Annotated in this window: 19 protein-coding genes; 6 read left to right on the forward strand and 13 right to left on the reverse strand. The window is 30.6% G+C overall.

The window, feature by feature from the left end:
• Nucleotides 1-5: 5 nt before the first annotated feature.
• The 8 genes from K8354_RS13860 to K8354_RS13895 all read right to left on the reverse strand — a co-directional run bounded on the left by K8354_RS13860 (nt 6) and on the right by K8354_RS13895 (nt 11,089).
• Nucleotides 6-2,204 carry a patatin-like phospholipase family protein gene (locus K8354_RS13860; protein ID WP_223441271.1) on the reverse strand — a complete coding sequence of 733 codons (2,199 nt, stop codon included), beginning with the start codon at nt 2,202-2,204 and terminating at the stop codon, nt 6-8.
• The gene (gene uvrC / locus K8354_RS13865; protein WP_223441280.1) at nt 2,194-3,999 is read right to left on the reverse strand and encodes an excinuclease ABC subunit UvrC; all 1,806 of its coding nucleotides are present in this window, start codon (nt 3,997-3,999) and stop codon (nt 2,194-2,196) included. The genes K8354_RS13860 and uvrC overlap by 11 nt, the downstream gene beginning before the upstream one ends.
• Nucleotides 4,000-4,029: 30 nt before the next feature.
• Nucleotides 4,030-4,635 (reverse strand): DUF4230 domain-containing protein, encoded by a 606-nt coding sequence (locus K8354_RS13870; RefSeq protein ID WP_223441282.1) that lies wholly within the window; start codon nt 4,633-4,635, stop codon nt 4,030-4,032.
• 81 nt (nt 4,636-4,716) lie between these two features.
• On the reverse strand, nt 4,717-5,349 hold the full coding sequence (locus K8354_RS13875; protein ID WP_223441284.1) for a lipoprotein signal peptidase: 633 nt from the start codon (nt 5,347-5,349) through the stop codon (nt 4,717-4,719).
• 43 nt (nt 5,350-5,392) lie between these two features.
• Entirely contained in the window at nt 5,393-6,004 is a 612-nt protein-coding gene (locus tag K8354_RS13880; protein WP_223441286.1) for a hypothetical protein, read from the reverse strand.
• Nucleotides 6,005-6,324: 320 nt separating this feature from the next.
• Nucleotides 6,325-6,702, reverse strand: coding sequence for a TraR/DksA family transcriptional regulator (locus K8354_RS13885; RefSeq protein ID WP_223441288.1), 378 nt, complete (start codon nt 6,700-6,702; stop codon nt 6,325-6,327).
• Nucleotides 6,703-6,706: 4 nt separating this feature from the next.
• On the reverse strand, nt 6,707-10,183 hold the full coding sequence (gene ileS / locus K8354_RS13890; RefSeq protein WP_223441302.1) for an isoleucine--tRNA ligase: 3,477 nt from the start codon (nt 10,181-10,183) through the stop codon (nt 6,707-6,709).
• A 147-nt stretch (nt 10,184-10,330) separates the two neighbouring features.
• Nucleotides 10,331-11,089, reverse strand: a complete 759-nt coding sequence (locus K8354_RS13895; RefSeq protein ID WP_223441319.1) for a TerB family tellurite resistance protein — start codon at nt 11,087-11,089, stop codon at nt 10,331-10,333.
• Between the two features lie 161 nt (nt 11,090-11,250).
• On the opposite strand from K8354_RS13895, the gene K8354_RS13900 reads away from it, so the two are divergent.
• The 3 genes from K8354_RS13900 to K8354_RS13910 all read left to right on the forward strand — a co-directional run bounded on the left by K8354_RS13900 (nt 11,251) and on the right by K8354_RS13910 (nt 12,709).
• Entirely contained in the window at nt 11,251-11,661 is a 411-nt protein-coding gene (locus K8354_RS13900) for a BrxA/BrxB family bacilliredoxin (protein ID WP_223441322.1), read from the forward strand.
• A gap of 147 nt (nt 11,662-11,808) precedes the next feature.
• Nucleotides 11,809-12,048: a hypothetical protein gene (locus K8354_RS13905; protein ID WP_223441325.1), complete on the forward strand. Its 240-nt coding sequence runs from the start codon at nt 11,809-11,811 to the stop codon at nt 12,046-12,048.
• Nucleotide 12,049: 1 nt separating this feature from the next.
• Complete coding sequence (locus K8354_RS13910) at nt 12,050-12,709, forward strand: HD domain-containing protein (RefSeq protein ID WP_223441327.1); 660 nt, start codon at nt 12,050-12,052, stop codon at nt 12,707-12,709.
• Between the two features lie 2 nt (nt 12,710-12,711).
• On the opposite strand, the gene K8354_RS13915 is transcribed toward K8354_RS13910, so the two are convergent.
• Nucleotides 12,712-12,897, reverse strand: a complete 186-nt coding sequence (locus K8354_RS13915) for a hypothetical protein (RefSeq protein ID WP_223441330.1) — start codon at nt 12,895-12,897, stop codon at nt 12,712-12,714.
• Between the two features lie 3 nt (nt 12,898-12,900).
• Nucleotides 12,901-13,773, reverse strand: coding sequence for an AraC family transcriptional regulator (locus K8354_RS13920; RefSeq protein ID WP_223441332.1), 873 nt, complete (start codon nt 13,771-13,773; stop codon nt 12,901-12,903).
• A 181-nt stretch (nt 13,774-13,954) separates the two neighbouring features.
• On the opposite strand from K8354_RS13920, the gene K8354_RS18715 reads away from it, so the two are divergent.
• Entirely contained in the window at nt 13,955-14,086 is a 132-nt protein-coding gene (locus tag K8354_RS18715; protein WP_302850510.1) for a hypothetical protein, read from the forward strand.
• 11 nt (nt 14,087-14,097) lie between these two features.
• A complete protein-coding gene (locus K8354_RS13925; RefSeq protein WP_223441350.1) occupies nt 14,098-14,679 on the forward strand; it encodes a T9SS type A sorting domain-containing protein in 582 nt (193 codons plus the stop codon).
• Between the two features lie 77 nt (nt 14,680-14,756).
• Here the strand turns inward: K8354_RS13925 and K8354_RS13930 are convergent, their stop codons facing one another.
• From K8354_RS13930 to K8354_RS13940, 3 genes are all read right to left on the reverse strand, one after another.
• Nucleotides 14,757-15,539 carry an enoyl-CoA hydratase/isomerase family protein gene (locus tag K8354_RS13930; RefSeq protein ID WP_223441353.1) on the reverse strand — a complete coding sequence of 261 codons (783 nt, stop codon included), beginning with the start codon at nt 15,537-15,539 and terminating at the stop codon, nt 14,757-14,759.
• Nucleotides 15,540-15,582: 43 nt separating this feature from the next.
• On the reverse strand, nt 15,583-16,992 hold the full coding sequence (locus tag K8354_RS13935; protein WP_223447685.1) for a sensor histidine kinase: 1,410 nt from the start codon (nt 16,990-16,992) through the stop codon (nt 15,583-15,585).
• A 463-nt stretch (nt 16,993-17,455) separates the two neighbouring features.
• Nucleotides 17,456-18,787, reverse strand: coding sequence for an MATE family efflux transporter (locus K8354_RS13940; RefSeq protein ID WP_223441356.1), 1,332 nt, complete (start codon nt 18,785-18,787; stop codon nt 17,456-17,458).
• A 96-nt stretch (nt 18,788-18,883) separates the two neighbouring features.
• Here K8354_RS13940 and K8354_RS13945 point away from each other — a divergent pair, with 96 nt between their 5' ends.
• Nucleotides 18,884-19,675: a universal stress protein gene (locus tag K8354_RS13945; protein WP_223447687.1), complete on the forward strand. Its 792-nt coding sequence runs from the start codon at nt 18,884-18,886 to the stop codon at nt 19,673-19,675.
• The last annotated feature ends 54 nt before the right edge of the window (nt 19,676-19,729 follow it).

The raw sequence follows: 19,729 nt of genomic DNA on the forward strand, positions 1-19,729 counted from the left end.
TTTTATTAAAACCAAAATCCTAAATTGAATAACCAATAATTTTGTTTCGTATCTGGAGACCAACTGTATTTTAACTCAATAGGACCAATTATAGAATCATAACTATAGCCCAGCGCATACCCAGAATAAATATTTTTAAAAACATCAATATTTTCAAAAACATTATCTTCTAACCGAGCATAATTAGCAATAACAGTAATATAATTTTTTTCATAAAATCGATATCTTAGGTTAAATTCTGACTTTACAAAAGAATTGTTAGACAAATCTGCAAAATCATAACCATAAAAAGAAACAAAAGTATTTATGTAATTTTGATTGTAGCCACCTAGATAAAAATCAAAAACATTAGAAGTAGGATTATTTAATGTAAACCCTGCTTCATGGGTATTTTGGAACGTGAGTCTATCACCAAAACTAGTAGCAAAACCCAAAGTTCCTTTTGCTTGCCCAAAAGATTTAAAATCTTGATTGTAGTTAGAGGAGGCCATGTACCACTTAAAGTTTAAATCAGCAAAATATCCTTTTGTTACAAAATACTTTTTATCATAGGTGTCTAATGTTAGGTAGCCAAAAGAACTATGATAAGTACTATTGTCTAATATAGTTTCGTTATTATTTGTTGTAATCGTTGCTGTTTTTGCCTTTAAATATTTGTGTTCTATACCTAAACCCAATGCAAATTTTCTATTAAATGTAGTTTGCACAAATAATTGATTGGTAAAATCTGTATAATTTACGTTAATCTTACTAACATTAGGTAAAATTCCTGTAATTAAATTATATTTTGCATTGTCTCTAAAATGGTCATATCGAGATCTAAAACCATAACTTATGTAAAAACCATTATCTACAAAATAGTTTAAATTATATCTTAAATTATCCCCCAACATCACATCTAAAGAAAACAAATCGTTTTTATTTAATAAATGTTTTTGACGATAATTTGCCAATACACCAGATTTATACAAGAAATCGTAATGTGCACCTAAACTAATTGTTGCATTGTCTTTAGTTTCTTTTAAAATAAAGTTTAACAGGTAAGAAGCATCCTCTTTTCTTTTTAAGCTATAAAGTATTCTATCATAATTTTTAGTACCCGATAATAATTGAATTCTCTCTGAAATTTCTTCTCTAGAAAGGCTATCACCTTCTCTAATCTTCAACTTACCTAAAACATAGGCTCTTGTATAATCTTCTATACCCATAATATTGATACTTGAAATACGCCTTCTAGCCCTATTAACCTTAATTGGTTTTCTCTTCTTTTTAATTGTCTGTTTAGCTGCTATTTCTTTAAATATTTTGGTAAATTTTTCTACTTCTTCTTCCCCTTTTTTTATAATTTCATTTTTTTTATCAAAATCAACAACTTTATATTTAAAAATATCTGGGTGAATATACACGTCTAACTTAACTTTTTCATTCTTGCTTTTGTCATACATTTGATAGCCCACAATCTGATTTAAAATAGCAATTAATGATGTTAATTTTTCTTTTTCATACAATCTTCCTTGAACATCAGCACCAATGATAATATCCATCCCTTTAGCTTCCATTATTCCTACGGGAAAATTATTTGCAAGACCTCCATCTATTAAAAGTTTATCTTTTATCGTCACCGGATTTAATAAGGTAGGGAAAGAGCCACTTGCCCGCAATGCCAGTGGCAAAGAACCTTCTTCTAGCAGTACTGCTCCGCCGTTTTCTACGTCGGTTGCAATGCAGAAAAAGGGAATGGGTAGTTTAGAAAAATCTGTGATATCTTCTGTTGTATCTAACAATTCAAAAAGAAAATTCAAAATATTTTGCCCTTTAGAAACTGCCTTTGGTAAACCTACTGAACCCGCTGTGACAGGCAGCGTAATTTTTGTTTTTTCTCCATATTCTTTTTCAAAAAAAGTAGAAGCCTTTCTTGGTAACTCATCTCTTAGCAAAGAAATAAAATCGGTCTTTTTTACAATTTCTTCTATCTCTATAGCAGAATAACCCGCAGCATACAAACCACCAATAATAGCGCCCATACTAGTACCCCCAATATAATCTAACTGAATCCCTGCCTTATCAATTGCTATTAAAGTGGCAATATGTGCAAAACCTTTTGCGCCCCCACCACTTAAAACCAAGCCCACTTTGGGTTGCTTTTGCTGTGCAAAAAAAATAATAGGAATAATAAAAAATAAAAAAAATAATTTATGGTTCATTTGCTTTTTTAGAATGATAAAACTGATAGACTTTCATAGCCCTAGCATTTCCAATTGCTTCTTTAATATCTTCAAAAGAAGCTTCTTTTACGCGCTTTGCCGACTTAAATTTACGCAATAAAGTTGTAATAGTCTGCTGACCTACGTCAGGAATTTGTTCTAATTCCGATTTTATAGCACTTTTACTACGTTTATTTCGATGAAAAGTAATGCCAAATCTATGTGCTTCGTTTCTTAAATACTGGGTAATTTTTAAAGTTTCAGATTTTTTGTCTAAATATAAAGGAATAGGATCGTCTGGATAATAAATTTCTTCTAATCGCTTTGCAATGCCTATGATTGCAATTTTACCTCGCAAACCTAAAATATCTAAACTTTTTAATCCTGAAGATAACTGTCCTTTTCCTCCATCAACAATAATTAATTGCGGCAAAGAGGCGCCTTCTTCTAACAAACGTTTGTATCTTCTATACACAACTTCTTCCATAGAGGCAAAGTCGTCTGGACCTTCTACTGTTTTTATATTATAATGTCGATATTCTTTTTTACTAGGTTTTCCATCTCTAAAAACTACACAAGCCGCAACAGGGTTTGTACCCTGAATGTTAGAGTTATCGAAACATTCTATATGCCTTGGCTCTTCATGTAAACGCAAATCTTTTTTCATTTGCGCCATAATCCTTTTTACATGCCTGTCTGGGTCTACAATTTTAATTTGCTTAAATTGTTCTTGTCTGTAATACTTTGCATTTCTTTCTGATAATTCTACAATACGTTTTTTATCGCCTAATTTAGGAATCGTTACTTTTACACTTTCGCCCAAATCTACCTTAAAGGGTGTGTAAATTTCTGGTGATTGCGAGTGAAAACGTTGTCTAATTTCAACAATAAATAATTCTAATAATTCTTTATCGGTTTCATCTAATTTTTTCTTAATTTCTGTGGTATTCGATTGAATGATTGAGCCGTTAGAAATCTTTAAAAAGTTTGCGTATCCGTGAGTTTCATCAGAAATAATAGAAAACACATCTACATTATTTATCGAAGGATTTATAATGGTACTTTTCGATTGATAATTACCTAATAAAACTAATTTCTCTTTAATTTTTTGCGCTTCTTCAAACTCCATATTTTCGGCAAAGCTCAACATCATCTTTTGAAATTTATCTAAACTTTCTTTAAAATTTCCTTTTACGATGTTTCTAATTTCTTTTATAGACTCGTTGTATTGCGTCTCTGTTTCTAAACCTTCACAGGCACCTTTGCAATTTTTTAAATGATATTCTAAACAAACTTTGTACTTCCCTTCACTAATATTTTGATGACTTAAATCGTAACTACACGTTCTTATCGGATACAATTCTTTTATAAGATCTAATAAAACTCTTACCGTTTTTATAGACGTATAAGGACCATAATATTCAGACCCATCTTTAATGACTCTGCGGGTACTAAAAATTCTAGGAAAACGTTCTTTTTTTATACAAATCCAAGGATAACTTTTATCATCTTTTAAAAGAACATTGTATTTAGGTTTGTACTTTTTTATAAGATTATTTTCTAATAAAAGTGCATCTGTTTCTGTATTAACAACAATGTGTTTTATATTTACAATCTTTTTTACAAGAACTCTAGTCTTTCCGTTTTCGTGGGTTTTAGTAAAGTAAGAAAGAACTCTTTTTTTTAAATTTTTTGCCTTACCGATATAAATAATAACATCGTCTTTATCAAAATATTGATAAACTCCTGGTTCATTCGGTAGTGTTTTTATTTGAAGTTCTAAAGGTACAGACATATTCAAAAGTACTTCTTTTAGAGAAATAAATTAATCAATTATGGCATCAAATTCTGATAAAAAATTTGAGTTTGTGCGGTCTACAATCTGCCAGCCATATACTGCGGATAATTGATACACCTTAGAAATCTCTTCAAAAAATCTTGTTTTTGCTTCCTTCTTTAAATTTGTCAGCACAACAGTTTGTTTAATTTTTTCAATACTTTTTTTATTAATTTGATTCAAATCTTCTTTAGAAAAAGCATTAAACTGACTTTGTTGTAAATCGAAATATTGCACATCGGGCGCAATCGTAATTTCTTCCTCAGGAATTTTATGAATGTAAATTTTCTTTGCTAAAGAATCTATTTGAATCTCTAGTTTAGATAAATCGTAACCCACCTCAACCTTTGCATTTACAGTAACAATGGCTTGTTTATCAAAAGAAACATAATCGTAAAAGTATTTTTTAGAATCAGAAAAGTTGTAAATTTCAGAAAAGTTTCCGCTAGAAACCACGAGTTTACTCATGTTTTTAACAGCGTTTAAAACTACTTTAATTTCTTCTTTAGACTGATGATTTTCTTCTTTTTGATACCAAAATTTGGCAATAAAAAATCCGAAAATAAAAACTAGAATATACCGTGAAATGCGCATAATAAAGAGGTTAGATTTTTAAAATGTAGAGCTCGCGCATGTTCATAAAAAAATGAGATGCTTATTTATACTAAGCGTTCGCTAAACTTTAACTTTATGGGTATCAGCTTTCTTTTCTTCCTTTGGAAAGGCGTGTTTGCTAAAAATAAAAAGTAAAGCGACGCCGATTGTTATAAAAGAATCTGCAGGATTAAAAATATATTGAAAAAAAGTAAAAGAATCTCCACCAACAAACGGAATCCAATTGGGTAAATCGCCACTCCATATCGGGAAATAAAACATATCTACCACTTTTCCAAAAAATAAAGTTCCGTCAGTAACTTCAGGAAATAATGTTGCTACGCTATGTGTAGGATGATCAAAAATAACTCCGTAAAAAACCGAATCTATAATATTACCTACGGCTCCAGAAAAAATAAGTGAAATACCAATAATCACTGCGTTATGAACTTTACGCTTTATATTACCAATTAACCAAAACATAAGCACTGTTACCGCAACCAACCTGAATAATGTTAGAAAAAGCTTGCCTGCTTTACCGCCGAGCTCAAAGCCCATTGCCATGCCGTTATTTTCTGTAAAATGAATTCTGAACCAATCAAAAATAACGACTTCTTCACCTAAAACAAAATTTGTTTTTACGTAAATTTTTATAACCTGATCTAAAATTATTGCGATTACAATCGTAAGAATTGCAAGACTCTTCTTTGACATTTAATTGGAATTTGAACTCACAAAAATAACAATATTATTGTGTTTATTGAGCTGTTAAGAAAATATTAGCTTTTAAAGAGGTTATTGTAAGTTTATTGATTGCATTGGGCTCTTTTTTTTGATATTTTTTTTGATAAAAAACGGTGTCAACTTTAATCTTACCATTGTTAGAAATTACATAAACATTGACATCTTTTGTAGAGGCATATACAAGTCCGGCATATAATTTTAATAGTGTGTTTGCTTTAATTTCGTTCAATTTTACAATACCATTTTCTATATATATTTTCAAATCATTTTTAAAATCTTTGGATTCAATATCAACATTATTTCCAAAAACAATTACTTTTTTACCTTTTGGTACTTTTATAATTGCATTTGCTCGTTGCAGCCTTTCCGTGATAAATTTTCTGAAAATAATTTCTTTTTCTTGAATTTTATCTAGCTTAAATTCTATTTGAATTTCATTATTTTTTTCTTGTACCCCAATATGCTGCTCATCCGAGTTTTTTGCGAACAACGTAATTTCTATAAAATTGGTATCTGAGTTTTCTAGTACAAAATCGTCTAAACCTTCTGTAAGAATTGTTATTTCTTTGAGGTTGGATGTAAACTTTTTTAGAACTTTTTTCTGCGAAAAGCTACTCCATGTCATTGTTAAAAAAACAAATACGAAGCATTTCCTCAAAAATTTAAAAATTACTTTGCTATTTTTATATTTAAAGAGCACAATCTTATTTTAAGAGGTTCGTATAATGACAAAAATTTCAAATTTATTTTGAATTGCAATTTATTTTTTTTCAAAAATTAGTGTTTTCCAAAATAAAAAACCGAAGCTCGTCTTACTCTTTTTAAACTAACCTTTAATACTTTTCATAATTATTTAGAGACTGTTCATTTTAAAAAGCATAAAATTCTTTAACGCTGCCCTTTCAATAAAGTCAGTGTCAAAGAATTTTATAAGCAAGCAATAAATTACTGCTTTCTTTTCGCCTCTATACTCAAGGTAGCGTGTGGCACTATTCTTAAGCGCTCTTTTTGAATTAATTTTTTAGTAACTCTGCAAATTCCGTACGTTTTATTTTCTATACGCAAAAGGGCATTTTTAAGATCTCTGATAAACTTTTCTTGTCTAATGGCCAATTGCACGTTTGCTTCTTTATTCATTACTTCAGAACCTTCATCAAAAGATTTAAAGGATGGTGAAGTATCATCTGTACCGTTATTTGCATCATTCTTGTATGCTGCTTCTAACAAGGCCAAATCCTCTTCTGCTCTTGCTATTTTTTTATGAATAATTTCTTTAAACTCTTTTAAATCTTCTTCTGAGTATCTTACTTTAACATCTGACATTATGCTACAATTTTTCTATTAATATTCTACTTTTAATGGTATCAAATTCAATATCTGTTCCATTATTTAACACATCCACAAAAACCAATTCTTTGGTTAAGGTTTCACTCATAATGTAGTCCTTATTATCCAAGATAGATTGCTGTAAGTCTTGATAGTTTAAGACCGTTAACTTAATTTTATCTGTTACCTCTAAACCGTTATCTTTACGAGCATTCTGAATTCTATTAACCAACTCTCTGGCAACCCCTTCTTTTCGTAATTCTTCTGTTAAAGTAACATCTAAAGCTACTGTTAATGCGCCTTCATTTGCTACTAACCAACCCTCTATATCTTTGGATGATATCTCTACATCTTCGACACCTAAAGTAATATTTTTTCCATTAACGTCTATAGAAATGTTTTTATCTTTTTCTATTTTGTTAATATCTTCTTGTGAAAATTTTTGAACCTCTGCCGCAACAAATCGCATTTCCTTTCCAAACTTTGGACCTAAAGCTTTAAAATTAGGTTTTATTTGTTTGATTAAAATATCTGAAGCATCTTCTAATATCTGAATTTCCTTAATATTTACTTCATGTTTTATTAAATCTGCAACAGCTAAAATTTCCTCTTTTTGCTGCTCATTATCAACAGGAACCATAATTTTTTGTAAAGGCTGGCGTACTTTTATTTTCTCTTTTGCTCTTAGTGAAAGTACTAGAGAAGAGATAGTTTGTGCGTTTTCCATTTTACGTTCCAAGCTTTTATCAACAAAATTGGCATCATATTTAGGAAAATCTGCTAAATGAATACTTTCTGATGTTTCTTTATGCGTAACAGCATTTAAATCTTGATACAATTTATCCATAAAAAAAGGAGCAATCGGCGCACCTAATTTGGCAATTGTAACCATACAGGTGTACAATGTTTGGTATGCAGAAATTTTATCAGTTTGATAATCACCTTTCCAAAAACGTCTTCTACTTAAACGCACGTACCAATTACTTAGATAATCTTGTGTAAAATCTGATATCACTCTCGCGGCTCTTGTAGGCTCATACTCAGCATAAAATGTATCAACTTTATGAATTAAAGTATGTAATTCTGATAAAATCCAGCGATCTAATTCTGGTCTTTCGTTTAGAGTGATGTCTGGTTCGTTATAAGAAAAACCATCAATATTGGTGTATAAACTAAAGAAAGAATACGTGTTATATAAGGTTCCGAAAAACTTGCGTTTCACCTCTTCAATTCCGGCTAAATCAAATTTTAAATTATCCCACGGATTTGCATTAGAGATCATATACCAGCGCGTTGCATCTGCACCATAGGTGGATAAAGTAGTAAAAGGATCGGTTGCATTTCCGAGTCTTTTTGACATTTTATGTCCGTTTTTATCCAAAACCAACCCATTTGAAACCACGTTTTTATACGCAACAGAATCAAAAACCATGGTGGCAATAGCATGTAATGTATAAAACCAACCACGAGTTTGATCTACACCTTCTGCAATAAAATCTGCTGGAAAGGATTCATTTTCATCAATTTTTTGTTTATTTTCAAATGGATAATGCCATTGTGCATAAGGCATAGAGCCAGAATCAAACCAAACATCTATCAAATCGTTTTCGCGTTTCATAGGTTGTCCTGATGCTGAAACCAACACAATTTCATCGACAATATTTTTATGCAAATCTATTTTTGCATAGTTTTCTTCAGACATGTTATCAACTTCAAAATCTTCAAAAATGTCTAATGGGATAAATCCCATTGCTACTGATTTTTTCATCTCAGCTTTTAATTCTTTTACAGAACCAATGCAGATTTCTTCTTTACCGTCTTCTGTTCTCCAGATTGGCAAAGGAATCCCCCAGTAACGAGAACGCGATAAATTCCAATCGTTTGCGTTTGCCAACCAGTTACCAAAACGTCCAGTTCCGGTAGATTCTGGTTTCCAGTTGATGGTTTTGTTTAACTCATACATTCTATCCTTTACATCGGTTACCTTAATAAACCATGAATCTAATGGATAATATAAAATTGGCTTATCTGTTCGCCAACAATTAGGATAACTGTGTTTATATTTTTCTACCTTAAAAGCCTTGTTTTCATTTTTTAGTTTTAAACCCAGTCTTTCATCAACGGATAAATATGTATCTTGATTTTTTAAAACATCTTTTAAACTCTTTTGCTGAATTTTTAATTCAACCTCAAAATCAGCTTCACTCAAATATTCTGATTTTACATATTCTCCGGCAAAACCATAAATAGGATCTTTTATTTCTGATCTGAATTTTCCTTGTAAATCAACTAGAGGCACTAAATTATCATTTTCGTCTTTTACCAATAGAGGCGGAATTTCTGGACTAGCCTGTTTTGCAACCAGAGCATCATCTGCTCCAAATGTTGGCGCTGTATGCACGATTCCTGTTCCATCTTCTGTAGTAACAAAATCGCCAGAAATTATTCTAAAAGCATTTTCTGAATTCTCGAAATTAAGATTATAGTCTAATAATTGTTCGTATTTTATTCCGACTAAATCTTTACCTGTAAATTCTTTAATTATGTAAAAAGGAATTTTCTTATCACCCGAATTGTATTCTTTTAAAGCGGCCGCATCTTGAACCTGAAAATTATTTTTGCCTCCGAATTGTTTTCCAACTAACTTTTTAGCTAGAATTACTTTTATTGGTTTAAAAGTATATTGATTAAAAGTATCAACTAAAACATATTCAATTTTAGGCCCAACAGTTAATGCCGTGTTACTTGGCAAGGTCCACGGAGTTGTGGTCCAAGCAATAAAATGAATATCTCCTAAATTTTGTAAAAAATCTGGAAGTGTTTCGTTTACCGCTTTAAATTGTGCCACCACAGTAGTATCTGTAACATCTTGATACGTTCCTGGTTGATTTAACTCATGAGAACTTAAACCCGTTCCTGCTTTTGGCGAATATGGCTGAATGGTATAGCCTTTGTAAATTAATTTTTTTGCATAAATCTGTTTTAGCAACCACCAAACCGACTCCATATATTTCGGTTCGTAGGTAATATATGGATCTTCCATATCTACCCAATAGCCCATTTTTTGAGTTAAATCGTTCCAAATATCGGTATAACGCATTACTGCTTTTCTACAGGCAGCATTATAATCTTCTACAGAAATTTTTTTACCAATATCCTCTTTGGTAATTCCCAACTCTTTTTCAACCCCTAATTCTATTGGTAATCCATGTGTATCCCAACCAGCTTTTCGCTTTACTTGGTAGCCTTTCATGGTTTTATATCTCGGAAAAATATCTTTGATGGCACGTGCTAAAACATGATGAACTCCTGGAAGTCCATTTGCTGAAGGAGGTCCTTCAAAAAAAACAAAAGGCTCTGCACCTTCTCTTGTAGAAACACTTTTCTCAAAAATGTTATTTTCTTGCCAATAATTAAGTATTTCTTCTGCTACTTTGGGTAAGTCAAGTCCTTTATATTCAGGAAATTTCGCTTTCATTCTGTCTCTTTTCTAATCAGGATGCGAAATTAAGAATTTTCTTGTAATGTTTGTCTTTTGAATGTTTAAAAGTTTCCTTAGATAGTAAACATAAAGGATTTGCAGTTTGCTGAAGGTTCTTAATAAAATGAAATTTTAAACTTTTCTTTAAAGTCCTCTTTCAGCTTTTATTTTTTCATACGCATCTTGAATGCTTTGAAATTTATCTTTGGCTCCTTTTAAATGCTCTTCGCCTAAGTCTTGCAATTTATCTGGATGGTATTTTTTCACCATTTTTCTGTAAGCCGTTTTAATTTGGCTATTGGTAGCTCCTTTTTCGGTCTCTAAAATTTTATAAGCGTTATCTGAATCATCATAAAACATCGCTTTTATAGACTCAAAATCATGAGAATTGATGTATAAATACCCCGCAATCTTTTTAATCTCTTCTACTTCTTTTTCAGTAACAAACTCATCTGCTTTCGCAACACCAAACAGAAAATGTAAAAGCTGTAAACGAGATGCATGTGGCATATGTGCTCTTATTTGAATACAAACTTGACGCGAAGAAATTTCTTTTTTAACAATTCCTTTAAAAAGTTTAAAAGCATTGTTTGCTCTTTCCTTACCATACATTCCTAAAAATTGAGAACGCACAAATTCTAACTCACGCTTGTCTATTTTGCCATCCGCCTTAATAACAATAGACGCTAAAACAAGTAAACTTATTTCAAAATCTCCAGATTGCGTGTTTACATTTCGATTACCTCCTTGTACCCTTCTATCGTAATCTACCCTTTCTTGTGTAAAATCTTCTTTATCAAAACCATCTACAAAACTACCCACTGCAAACCCTATGGCTGCACCGATTGGCCCGCCTAAAGTAAAACCTAAACCAGCTCCTAACCATTTAGAAAAACTTCCCATAAAACATTCATATTTAAGGTCAAATATACAGAAACATCTCAATTTTTAGGATGTTTTATAAAAATCAATTTTATTGATATATCTATCAATACAAGAATTAATTTTCAGTTTGAATGCTACTTTTTTTATTTTTATATTTGCAACTTAAATTATAGACAATTATGTATCCAGAAGAATTAGTAAAACCAATGCGCGATGAGTTAATAAACGCTGGTTTTGAAGCATTATATACCAGTGAAGACGTACAAAATGCAATGGCCAAAGAAGGAACAACTTTAGTCGTTGTAAATTCTGTTTGTGGTTGTGCAGCAGGAACTGCAAGACCTGGAGCTATAGCTTCTTTACAAGCCTCTAAAACTCCTTTAAATTTAACCACTGTTTTTGCTGGGGTTGAAAAAGAATCTACGCAAAAAGCGAGAGAATTTATGATTCCTTTCCCTCCATCATCACCGGCAATTGCCTTATTTAAAGATGGTAATTTAGTGCACATGTTAGAGCGTCATCATATTGAAGGAAGATCTGCACAAATGATTGCGCAGAATTTAGCAGGAGCTTACGAAGAATTTTGCTAGAACTTTATCTTAAATCCTTTAAAAAAGGAATTTAAAATCCACTTTCTTAGTGGATTTTTTGTTTGCTATCAAATCTTTAAAAAACCAATACATTAAAGAGCGCTTGTGAAGTTTACCTCATAAATTTCTAATCTATTACATAAAAATATGGCATCTCCATTTTCTACATATTCAAAAGAAGAACTCTTAAAGAAGTTTAAAAACCAGAAAATATTTATAAGTATTCAAAGTATTGTAGTGCTCTTGATGATTATTTTTGGTGTTTTTTCTACCCTAGAAAAAGGGGTTTCTTTTCATACTTTTTTGCCTTTATTCTTTATTCCGATGTTATTTGTGATGATTTATGAAATGAAAAAAATCAAAAAAGAACTACTTTCAAGAACATAAGATGAATCAAGATACCATTATTCCGAATACAATTGCTTTTGTAAAAGAAGAATTAAAAAATGCTGAAGGCGGGCACGATTGGTTTCATATAGAACGGGTTTTTAGAAACGCTCTGTTGATAGCCAAAGAAGAAAAAGTTGATGTTCTTGTCGTTTCATTAGCTGCTTTACTGCATGATATTGCAGATCCTAAATTTCATCAGGGTGATGAAACTATAGGCCCTAAAAAGGCTACAAAATTTTTAATCGCTCAAAAAGTACCTAAAGAAATTGGGCAACATGTTGTAAAAATCATTAAGCATGTTTCGTTTAAAAATTCTTTAAGTAACGATAAAAGAAAATTCACATCTAAAGAATTAGAAGTAGTGCAGGATGCCGACAGATTAGATGCCATTGGGGCCATTGGAATTGCACGTTGTTTTAATTATGGCGGTTTTAAAAACAGGGAACTGTATAACCCTGAAATTCTACCCAACTTAACCCTAACCAAAGAGGAATATAAAAACTCTAACGCGCCAACAATCAATCATTTTTATGAAAAATTGTTATTGCTAAAGGATCAAATGAATACTTCTACCGGCAAACAAATTGCATTAAAAAGGCATCAATTCATGGAAGAATATTTAAATCAATTTTATAGCGAATGGAATGGAAAACTATAATTTTAGCTTTCTTTTGCCACCTCTAACGCTGTAATCTTATATTCTAAGATTCCTAGTTCTTCGCCAAATTCTACAATTTGTTCTACTGTTAAATCTTTGCTCGAATTTACAAAATCTTTTAATTCTTTACTTTTAAAAGTGTAATATTCTAATGCTTTTTCAATTTTGTCTTCTAAAATAATTTCCATAACTTATTGTATTAAATCTTTCATTTCGCTTCGATATGTAGAAGCCGTTTTTCCTGTAAACTCTTTGAATAATTTATTAAAATGAGAAAAGTTATTAAAACCGCACTCAAAACTAATTGCAGTAATACTCATAGCACTCTCTGCCAACAACTTAGTTGCATGTACTACTCTATATTCATTTACTAATTTTGTAAATGTTTTTCCTGTAGATTTTTTAAAGTACCTACAAAAAGCTGGTTCTGTCATACTAACAATACCGGCTACTTCATCTAAACTCATGTGTTCTTTAAAATTATCATTAATATGTTTATAAATAATTTCAATTTTATTACTGTCTTGACGTGTAGCCTCAAAAGCAAAACCATTTGCATTTAGCAACGTATAATCATCTGTAGTCGCTAAATCATTTAAAATTTCTATAAATGAAGTAATTCTAGAAGGTCCTTGTAACTCAACCAACTGCTCTATTTTTGCACCAATTCTTTGCTTAATTTCTATATTAAACCGAATTCCTTTTTTTGCACGCTCAAATAGCGCATCAATAGCCATCATTTCTGGAATTTTAAAAAAATCCTTTCCTAAAAAATCTGGCATAAACTGTATTAAAGTTTCAGAACCGTTTGTTGTTAAGCGATCTAAATACCCAATATGCGGCAAATTAGATCCTATTAATACTAACTGACTATTATTAAAGTAGCTTATATGATTGCCAATATGTCTTTTTCCTTTTCCTTTATTTACATATACCAATTCTATTTCTGGATGAAAATGCCAGAAGGGTGTATTGGTTTTTAAGAACTCTAGGTGCTTCTTTACTAATAAAGAACTACCAAAATTTGGTGTAATTTTCTCTAGAGTTGGTTTTCTCTGTATCATATGTACAAAAATACAATGAAGAAAAAGAACTATCTATATAAAATTATCAAATTTATATACTAAATTAACTTAACAATAAATTAACACTGTGTATATTGTTAATTTAGAACACAAACTTACCAATTCTATTGTTTTTACATACGTATTTCAACCATAACTTTGCAGTATAAAAATAAAAATTATGTTAAACAAAGAAAGTTTTTTATTTATCACAGTAATGGTAGTTTTTATAATTCTTTTTGCAACACAATTGGTAGCAATAGGATATTTAATTTTAGAGACTAAAAATAACAAAGAAGAGCGTATTAATTAAAAATAATTAAAATGAAAATAATGAAAAGAAAAGTATTGATTATAGTTTTTATGTTGGTAACATTTATAAACTATGCAAACAACTCAGATTTTGAAAACGGGTTCGACGCGAGCAAGGTAAAAGTAGAATTTAATCATGTTAAAAAAGGCCATCAATTAAGTATTAAAGATGAAAAAGGGGTTACGCTTCATTCAGAAAACATCAAAAAACAAGGTAAACTTGTAAAAACTTTTGATTTTTCTGAACTAGAAAACGGGAACTACACTTTAGAATTGGATAAAGATTTTCAAATCGTTATTCAATCTGTTACCATAAAAAACAACAAGGTAACTTTTAATGAAGCGGCTGACAAAATTATCTTTAAACCTTTTATTAGAAACAAGGAAAATAAGTTAATGATTACTAGAAATAATTTTGATAAAAAGCCTTTGGAAATTGATATATACTATAATGGCGAAATTATCTATTCTGAAACTGCCAATAGTGATGTTATTTTAAATAGAGTTTATCGTTTAAATAAAGAGATTAAAGGAGATTATTCAGTTATTGTGCGCAATAATGGAAGAAATTATGTAAATAAATTTAAATATTAGTTTAGTTAGCTGTTGAATTTAAAATGTAAATTCAAAAATAAAACGAGCCTTTATTGGCTCGTTTTTTTTTGTTTATATTAATTTCCAGGAAAATTTGGCTTTCTTTTTTCTAAAAAAGCGGTGGTTCCTTCTTTAAAATCTTGCGTACCAAAGCATTTACCAAATTCTTCAATTTCTACATCAAAACCATTTACGCCATCTTCAAAATTAGCATTTACAGCCTTGATAGCTCCAGAAATTGCCACAGAGGAATTGCGCATTATTTTACCAGCTAATTTTTCTGCCAAGGGCAATAATTCTTCAGGCGTTGTCACATGATTTACCAAAGAACAGTTTTTAGCATCTTCTGCAGAAATCATACTTGCGGTTAAAATTAGTTCCATGGCTTTGCCTTTACCAACCAATTGTGCTAAACGTTGCGTGCCTCCATACCCAGGAATTACCCCCAAAGAAACTTCTGGCAACCCCATTTTAGCATTGTCTGATGCAATTCTAAAATGACATGACATTGCCAACTCTAATCCGCCTCCTAAAGCAAAACCATTGATCGCCGCAATGACTGGTTTCGATAAGTTTTCAATTAAATTAAACAAGATTTCTTGTCCTTTTCTTGCCAAATTAGCACCTTCATCCACAGAAAAATGTGCAAATTCAGAAATATCTGCACCCGCTACAAAAGCCTTATCACCAGCACCTGTAAGAACAACTACTTTAATATTGTCATCTTCTTCTAAAGCCTCAAAAGCTTCACTTAATTCATGGATCGTTTCACTATTTAAAGCATTTAACTTTTTGGGTCTGTTAATGGTTACTTGTGCTAAAGCATTATTTTTTTTTACTAAAATATTGTTGAATTTCATCCTTTATATTTTTTAAAATTTTTCTTGATACGTGTATTATGAATTATTCCTTTGGTAAAATTACGGTAAAAACAGTACCAACTCCAAGTTTTGATGTAAAAGAAATAGAACCATCATATGCCTCAATAATATTTTTAATCATTGGCAAACCTAGCCCCATGCCGCTTGATTTAGTTGTAAATTTAGGCTCAAAAATTAAATCTTTTACGTCTTCAGAAATTCCTTTTCCGTTATCAGAAACCGAAATTTTTATAGTAGTTTTATCCGAGATTACTTTTACTTCTATAATAGGTTTTTCTTCTTTTTCTGAAGCTTGCATTGCATTTTTAACTAAGTTGGTTACAATTCTAATTAATTGTGTTTTATCTAAATTCGCATATATTTCTTCTTCACTTGGTAGGTAAGAAATAAAATCTTCGTTAAAAATATCTAACGCTAATTTTACAACACTTACTACATTAATTTTTTCTTTTTTTTGTGTAGGCATTTTTGCGAAATCAGAGAAAGCCGAAGCTATAGAAGTCATTACATCGATTTGCTGAATGAGTGTTTGGCTATATTCTCTCAGTTTTGCCTTTATATTCTTATCCGTAGGATCAAATTTTCGTTCAAAACTTTGCACTGTTAAGCGCATTGGGGTTAGCGGATTTTTAATTTCATGCGCCACTTGTTTTGCCATTTCTCGCCAAGCTTGTTCACGTTCACTCTTTGCTAATTTCACCGCACTTTCCTCTAACTGATCAATCATATTATTATAAGCATCTACCAACACTTCAATTTCTGAACTGGCAGAGCCCAGCATTATTTTTTCGTTACGTTCATTGATTCGCGTACTTTGCATTCTATCAGAGATTATTTGAATAGAGCGGGTTATATAGGTAGATAAAAAATACGCCAAAGCAATGGCAATCATCAACATTAACAAATACACCAAACTTAACCTTGCTATAAATTCTTTGAGTTCTTTTTCAATTTCTGAATTGTCTTGTGTAAACTGTAGTTCTAGAATTCCGATTCTTTTAAACTTCGGATCATTTATATACGTATAAGATGATTGGTAACTAACGCCCTCTTCTCTTCTCGTTTTTAATATTCTATGATTTGAGTTTTGAGACAACTCGTTTAAACGATTATAAGGTAAAGGTTCAATTGAATTTTCTTCGAAAGCATTTATTTTTGATGACACCAATAAATTACCATGAAGATCAAAAATTGATATATTTAATTTATTAATAGATGAAATTTCATAAATACGTTCTTGAAATATTTTTGCTATATTTTGTGTATTTACAGGATAACTCGTTTTATTTCTTAACTCAAGGTCTATAGTTTCTTGAGTAGTAGCCTCTTTTCTTTCAAAACGCTGAATATTATAGTCTTGTGTTTGTTCATCATACTGAAAAACAGTAACTACCAAAATTAAGATTGATGCTAATAACACCAATAAAATCATGGATAAAAAGATTCTTATTTTTAAGGATACGTTTTTAAAGTTTAGCACTATTCTTCATATTTTAAAGATTTTATAATTCTAAATAACATTTAAATAAATTTAAGGATACCAGTAAAGAAACTTAAATTTTTAACGGATATAAATTCGGATTTTTAAACCTACATCTAGCAAGAAGTATTCCAAAATAGTATTTCTGCAAAAAATTAAAATGTATTCATTTAAAAAGTCCAAGATAGCTAAAATAAAGATTTTAGGTTCCCTGCTAAAGCTAGAAAGAAAATATTAACAAAAACCCTAAAGTACAGTAGCTAGCAACTCTATTTAATTAAAAAAGTGACTCTTTTTAAGAACTAAAAATCCAGTAGCTCAATCTAGATTTATAATGTCCTGTAAATAATAGGAATTACTTTTTAATGGATACAATTAGGAGAAAAAGAAACAATTTTACGCTGTAAATATCAGCTTAAAATGATGTAACCGGTAAAAATTTCTTTCTAAATTTTAAAATTAGCGGAATTCCTCTTGCCAGAATCCAGCAGGTAAAAGCAATCCAAATGGCAACTAATTTATAATCTAACCAATCAAAAAAGAATAATGTAGGAATAAATATAAATCCTGTAGAAAGCAGTAAAACGTTTCTTAAGTATTTCATTTCTCCCATTCCTTTAAACATTCCATCATAAATAAAAGTAATCGCATTAAGTGGTTGCATAAGAATAACAATCCAAAAAACATCATAGAATTGTTCTAAAACGAAAGGATCTTTTGTAAAAATACGACCAATGGAATTATAAAAAGCAAATCCAAAAATGACCATGATAATTCCTGTAAAAAAACCATACTTAACCAGTTTATTGCTCAACAGAATTAAAGACTTATCATCTTTTGCTCCTAATAATTTACCTGCTAAAATATTCCCAGCACTCGAGTATCCATCGACTATAAATGCTCCCAACAACCAAATATTTAAGCCAATTGTGTAGGCAGCAATATATTCTTTACCATATTCTGTGGCAAAAGCAGTCGCTAAGTATAATGCAGTATTTAGGGCGATGGTTCTGATAAACAGATTGCCAATCATTTGTAATAAATTCGGAACTTCTTTATGAAAAGGTAATTTTATTTGTAAAGAAATCGTTGTTTTTTTAAGCAACAATACAACTGAAATTATTGCCATAGTAATTTGTGCAATTACACTAGCATACGCAGCACCCTCTATATTCATTGCAGGTATAAAACCTTCAACTCCGTAGACAAAAATAATATCTAACGCAATATTTAATAAGGCACCAATAATGGCAATTATCATTGGATAAGAAGTATTTTGTAATCCTCTAAAGGTTCCGAAAATAGCAAATACTAAAAGTGAAAAAGGAAAACCAAAAATCCTAATTTTAAAATAAATGACACAATATTCTAAGATGCTACTAGACGCATTGTAAAATTGAAAAATTTGTTTTGCAAACGGATAAGAAATTGACAAAACCAGAAGACTACCTGCAACAATAATAGCAATAGCTTGTGCGGGTAAACTTTTAATTTCATCTAATTTATTGGCACCTACGTACTGTGAAATGATCGAAGAAATTGCACTTCGAACTTGCCCAAAAACCCAAACAAGCATCGAAATAAAAGCACCTACAATGCCTACCGCTGCTAAACTTTCTGTAGCATTTTCTTGAATATTACCAATAATGGCGGTATCTGTAATCGATAATAATGGCTCTGCAATACCCGCAATTAAAGCAGGAATTGCCAATTTATTAATACGTCTAAAACTTAGATCTACTTTCAAAAAAAGAATATTTTTACAAAGGTACAGATCTAAAAAATGAGAAAACACATTACTTACTGAAAAATGAGTAACTTTGTTGCTTTAAAAATTTCTACCATGCAAAACATTTTAGTACCTATCGGATTTACAGAAAACGCTCAAAACACTTTGCAGTATGCCATTGATTTTGCTGCCGACATCAATGCAAAAATATTTGTTTTTAGAGCGTACAGTTCACAATCTAAAGCAGGAACTATTATAAATATTGATGCTATTATTGCTCGTGAAACCAATTTGTATTTGCGAACGATGGTCAATTCTGTTGATAAAAAAAATGTAGATATTAAACTTATCTCAGCCAAAGGGTCTGTGGTAGATAGTGTTTTATCTATTGATGATGAATTGGGAATTGATCTCATTATTGTTGGCGCCAAAAGTAATTCAATAAAAGAAGAAATATTTTTAGGAAAAACGGCTGGTAGTATCGTAAAACAGACTGAACTACCCATATTAACAATTCCTGAAGGTTATCAATATACCCCTGTAAAAAGCATTTTAATGGCTTTTAAATCTGGCATTATAAAAAGTAAAACAGCTTTATCTCCTTTACAATATATAGTAAAGAAATTTAGCGCTCAAGTAAACCTATTATTGGTAAAAACACCAAGTTATACCCAAGAAGATTTAATTTTACATCCAGATTTAGAAAAACTACAAACTACTTTAACCGTTACTGAAAATGCAACAACTTTTCAAGGGGTTTTAGAACATATTAAAACGTATAATCCTGATATGATTTGTGTTATTACACGTAAAAGAGGATTCTTTCAAAAGCTTTGGGAAAAAAATACAATCCTTAAAGAAGAATTTTTTACCAATCTTCCTTTGTTGATTTTGAAAGGCAAGTAAGATTTTAGTAACCCTTAAAAAATAAACGATTTATAGAACCGATTTCATTTTAAG

This window comes from Polaribacter litorisediminis (assembly GCF_019968605.1).
Classification (GTDB): domain Bacteria; phylum Bacteroidota; class Bacteroidia; order Flavobacteriales; family Flavobacteriaceae; genus Polaribacter; species Polaribacter litorisediminis.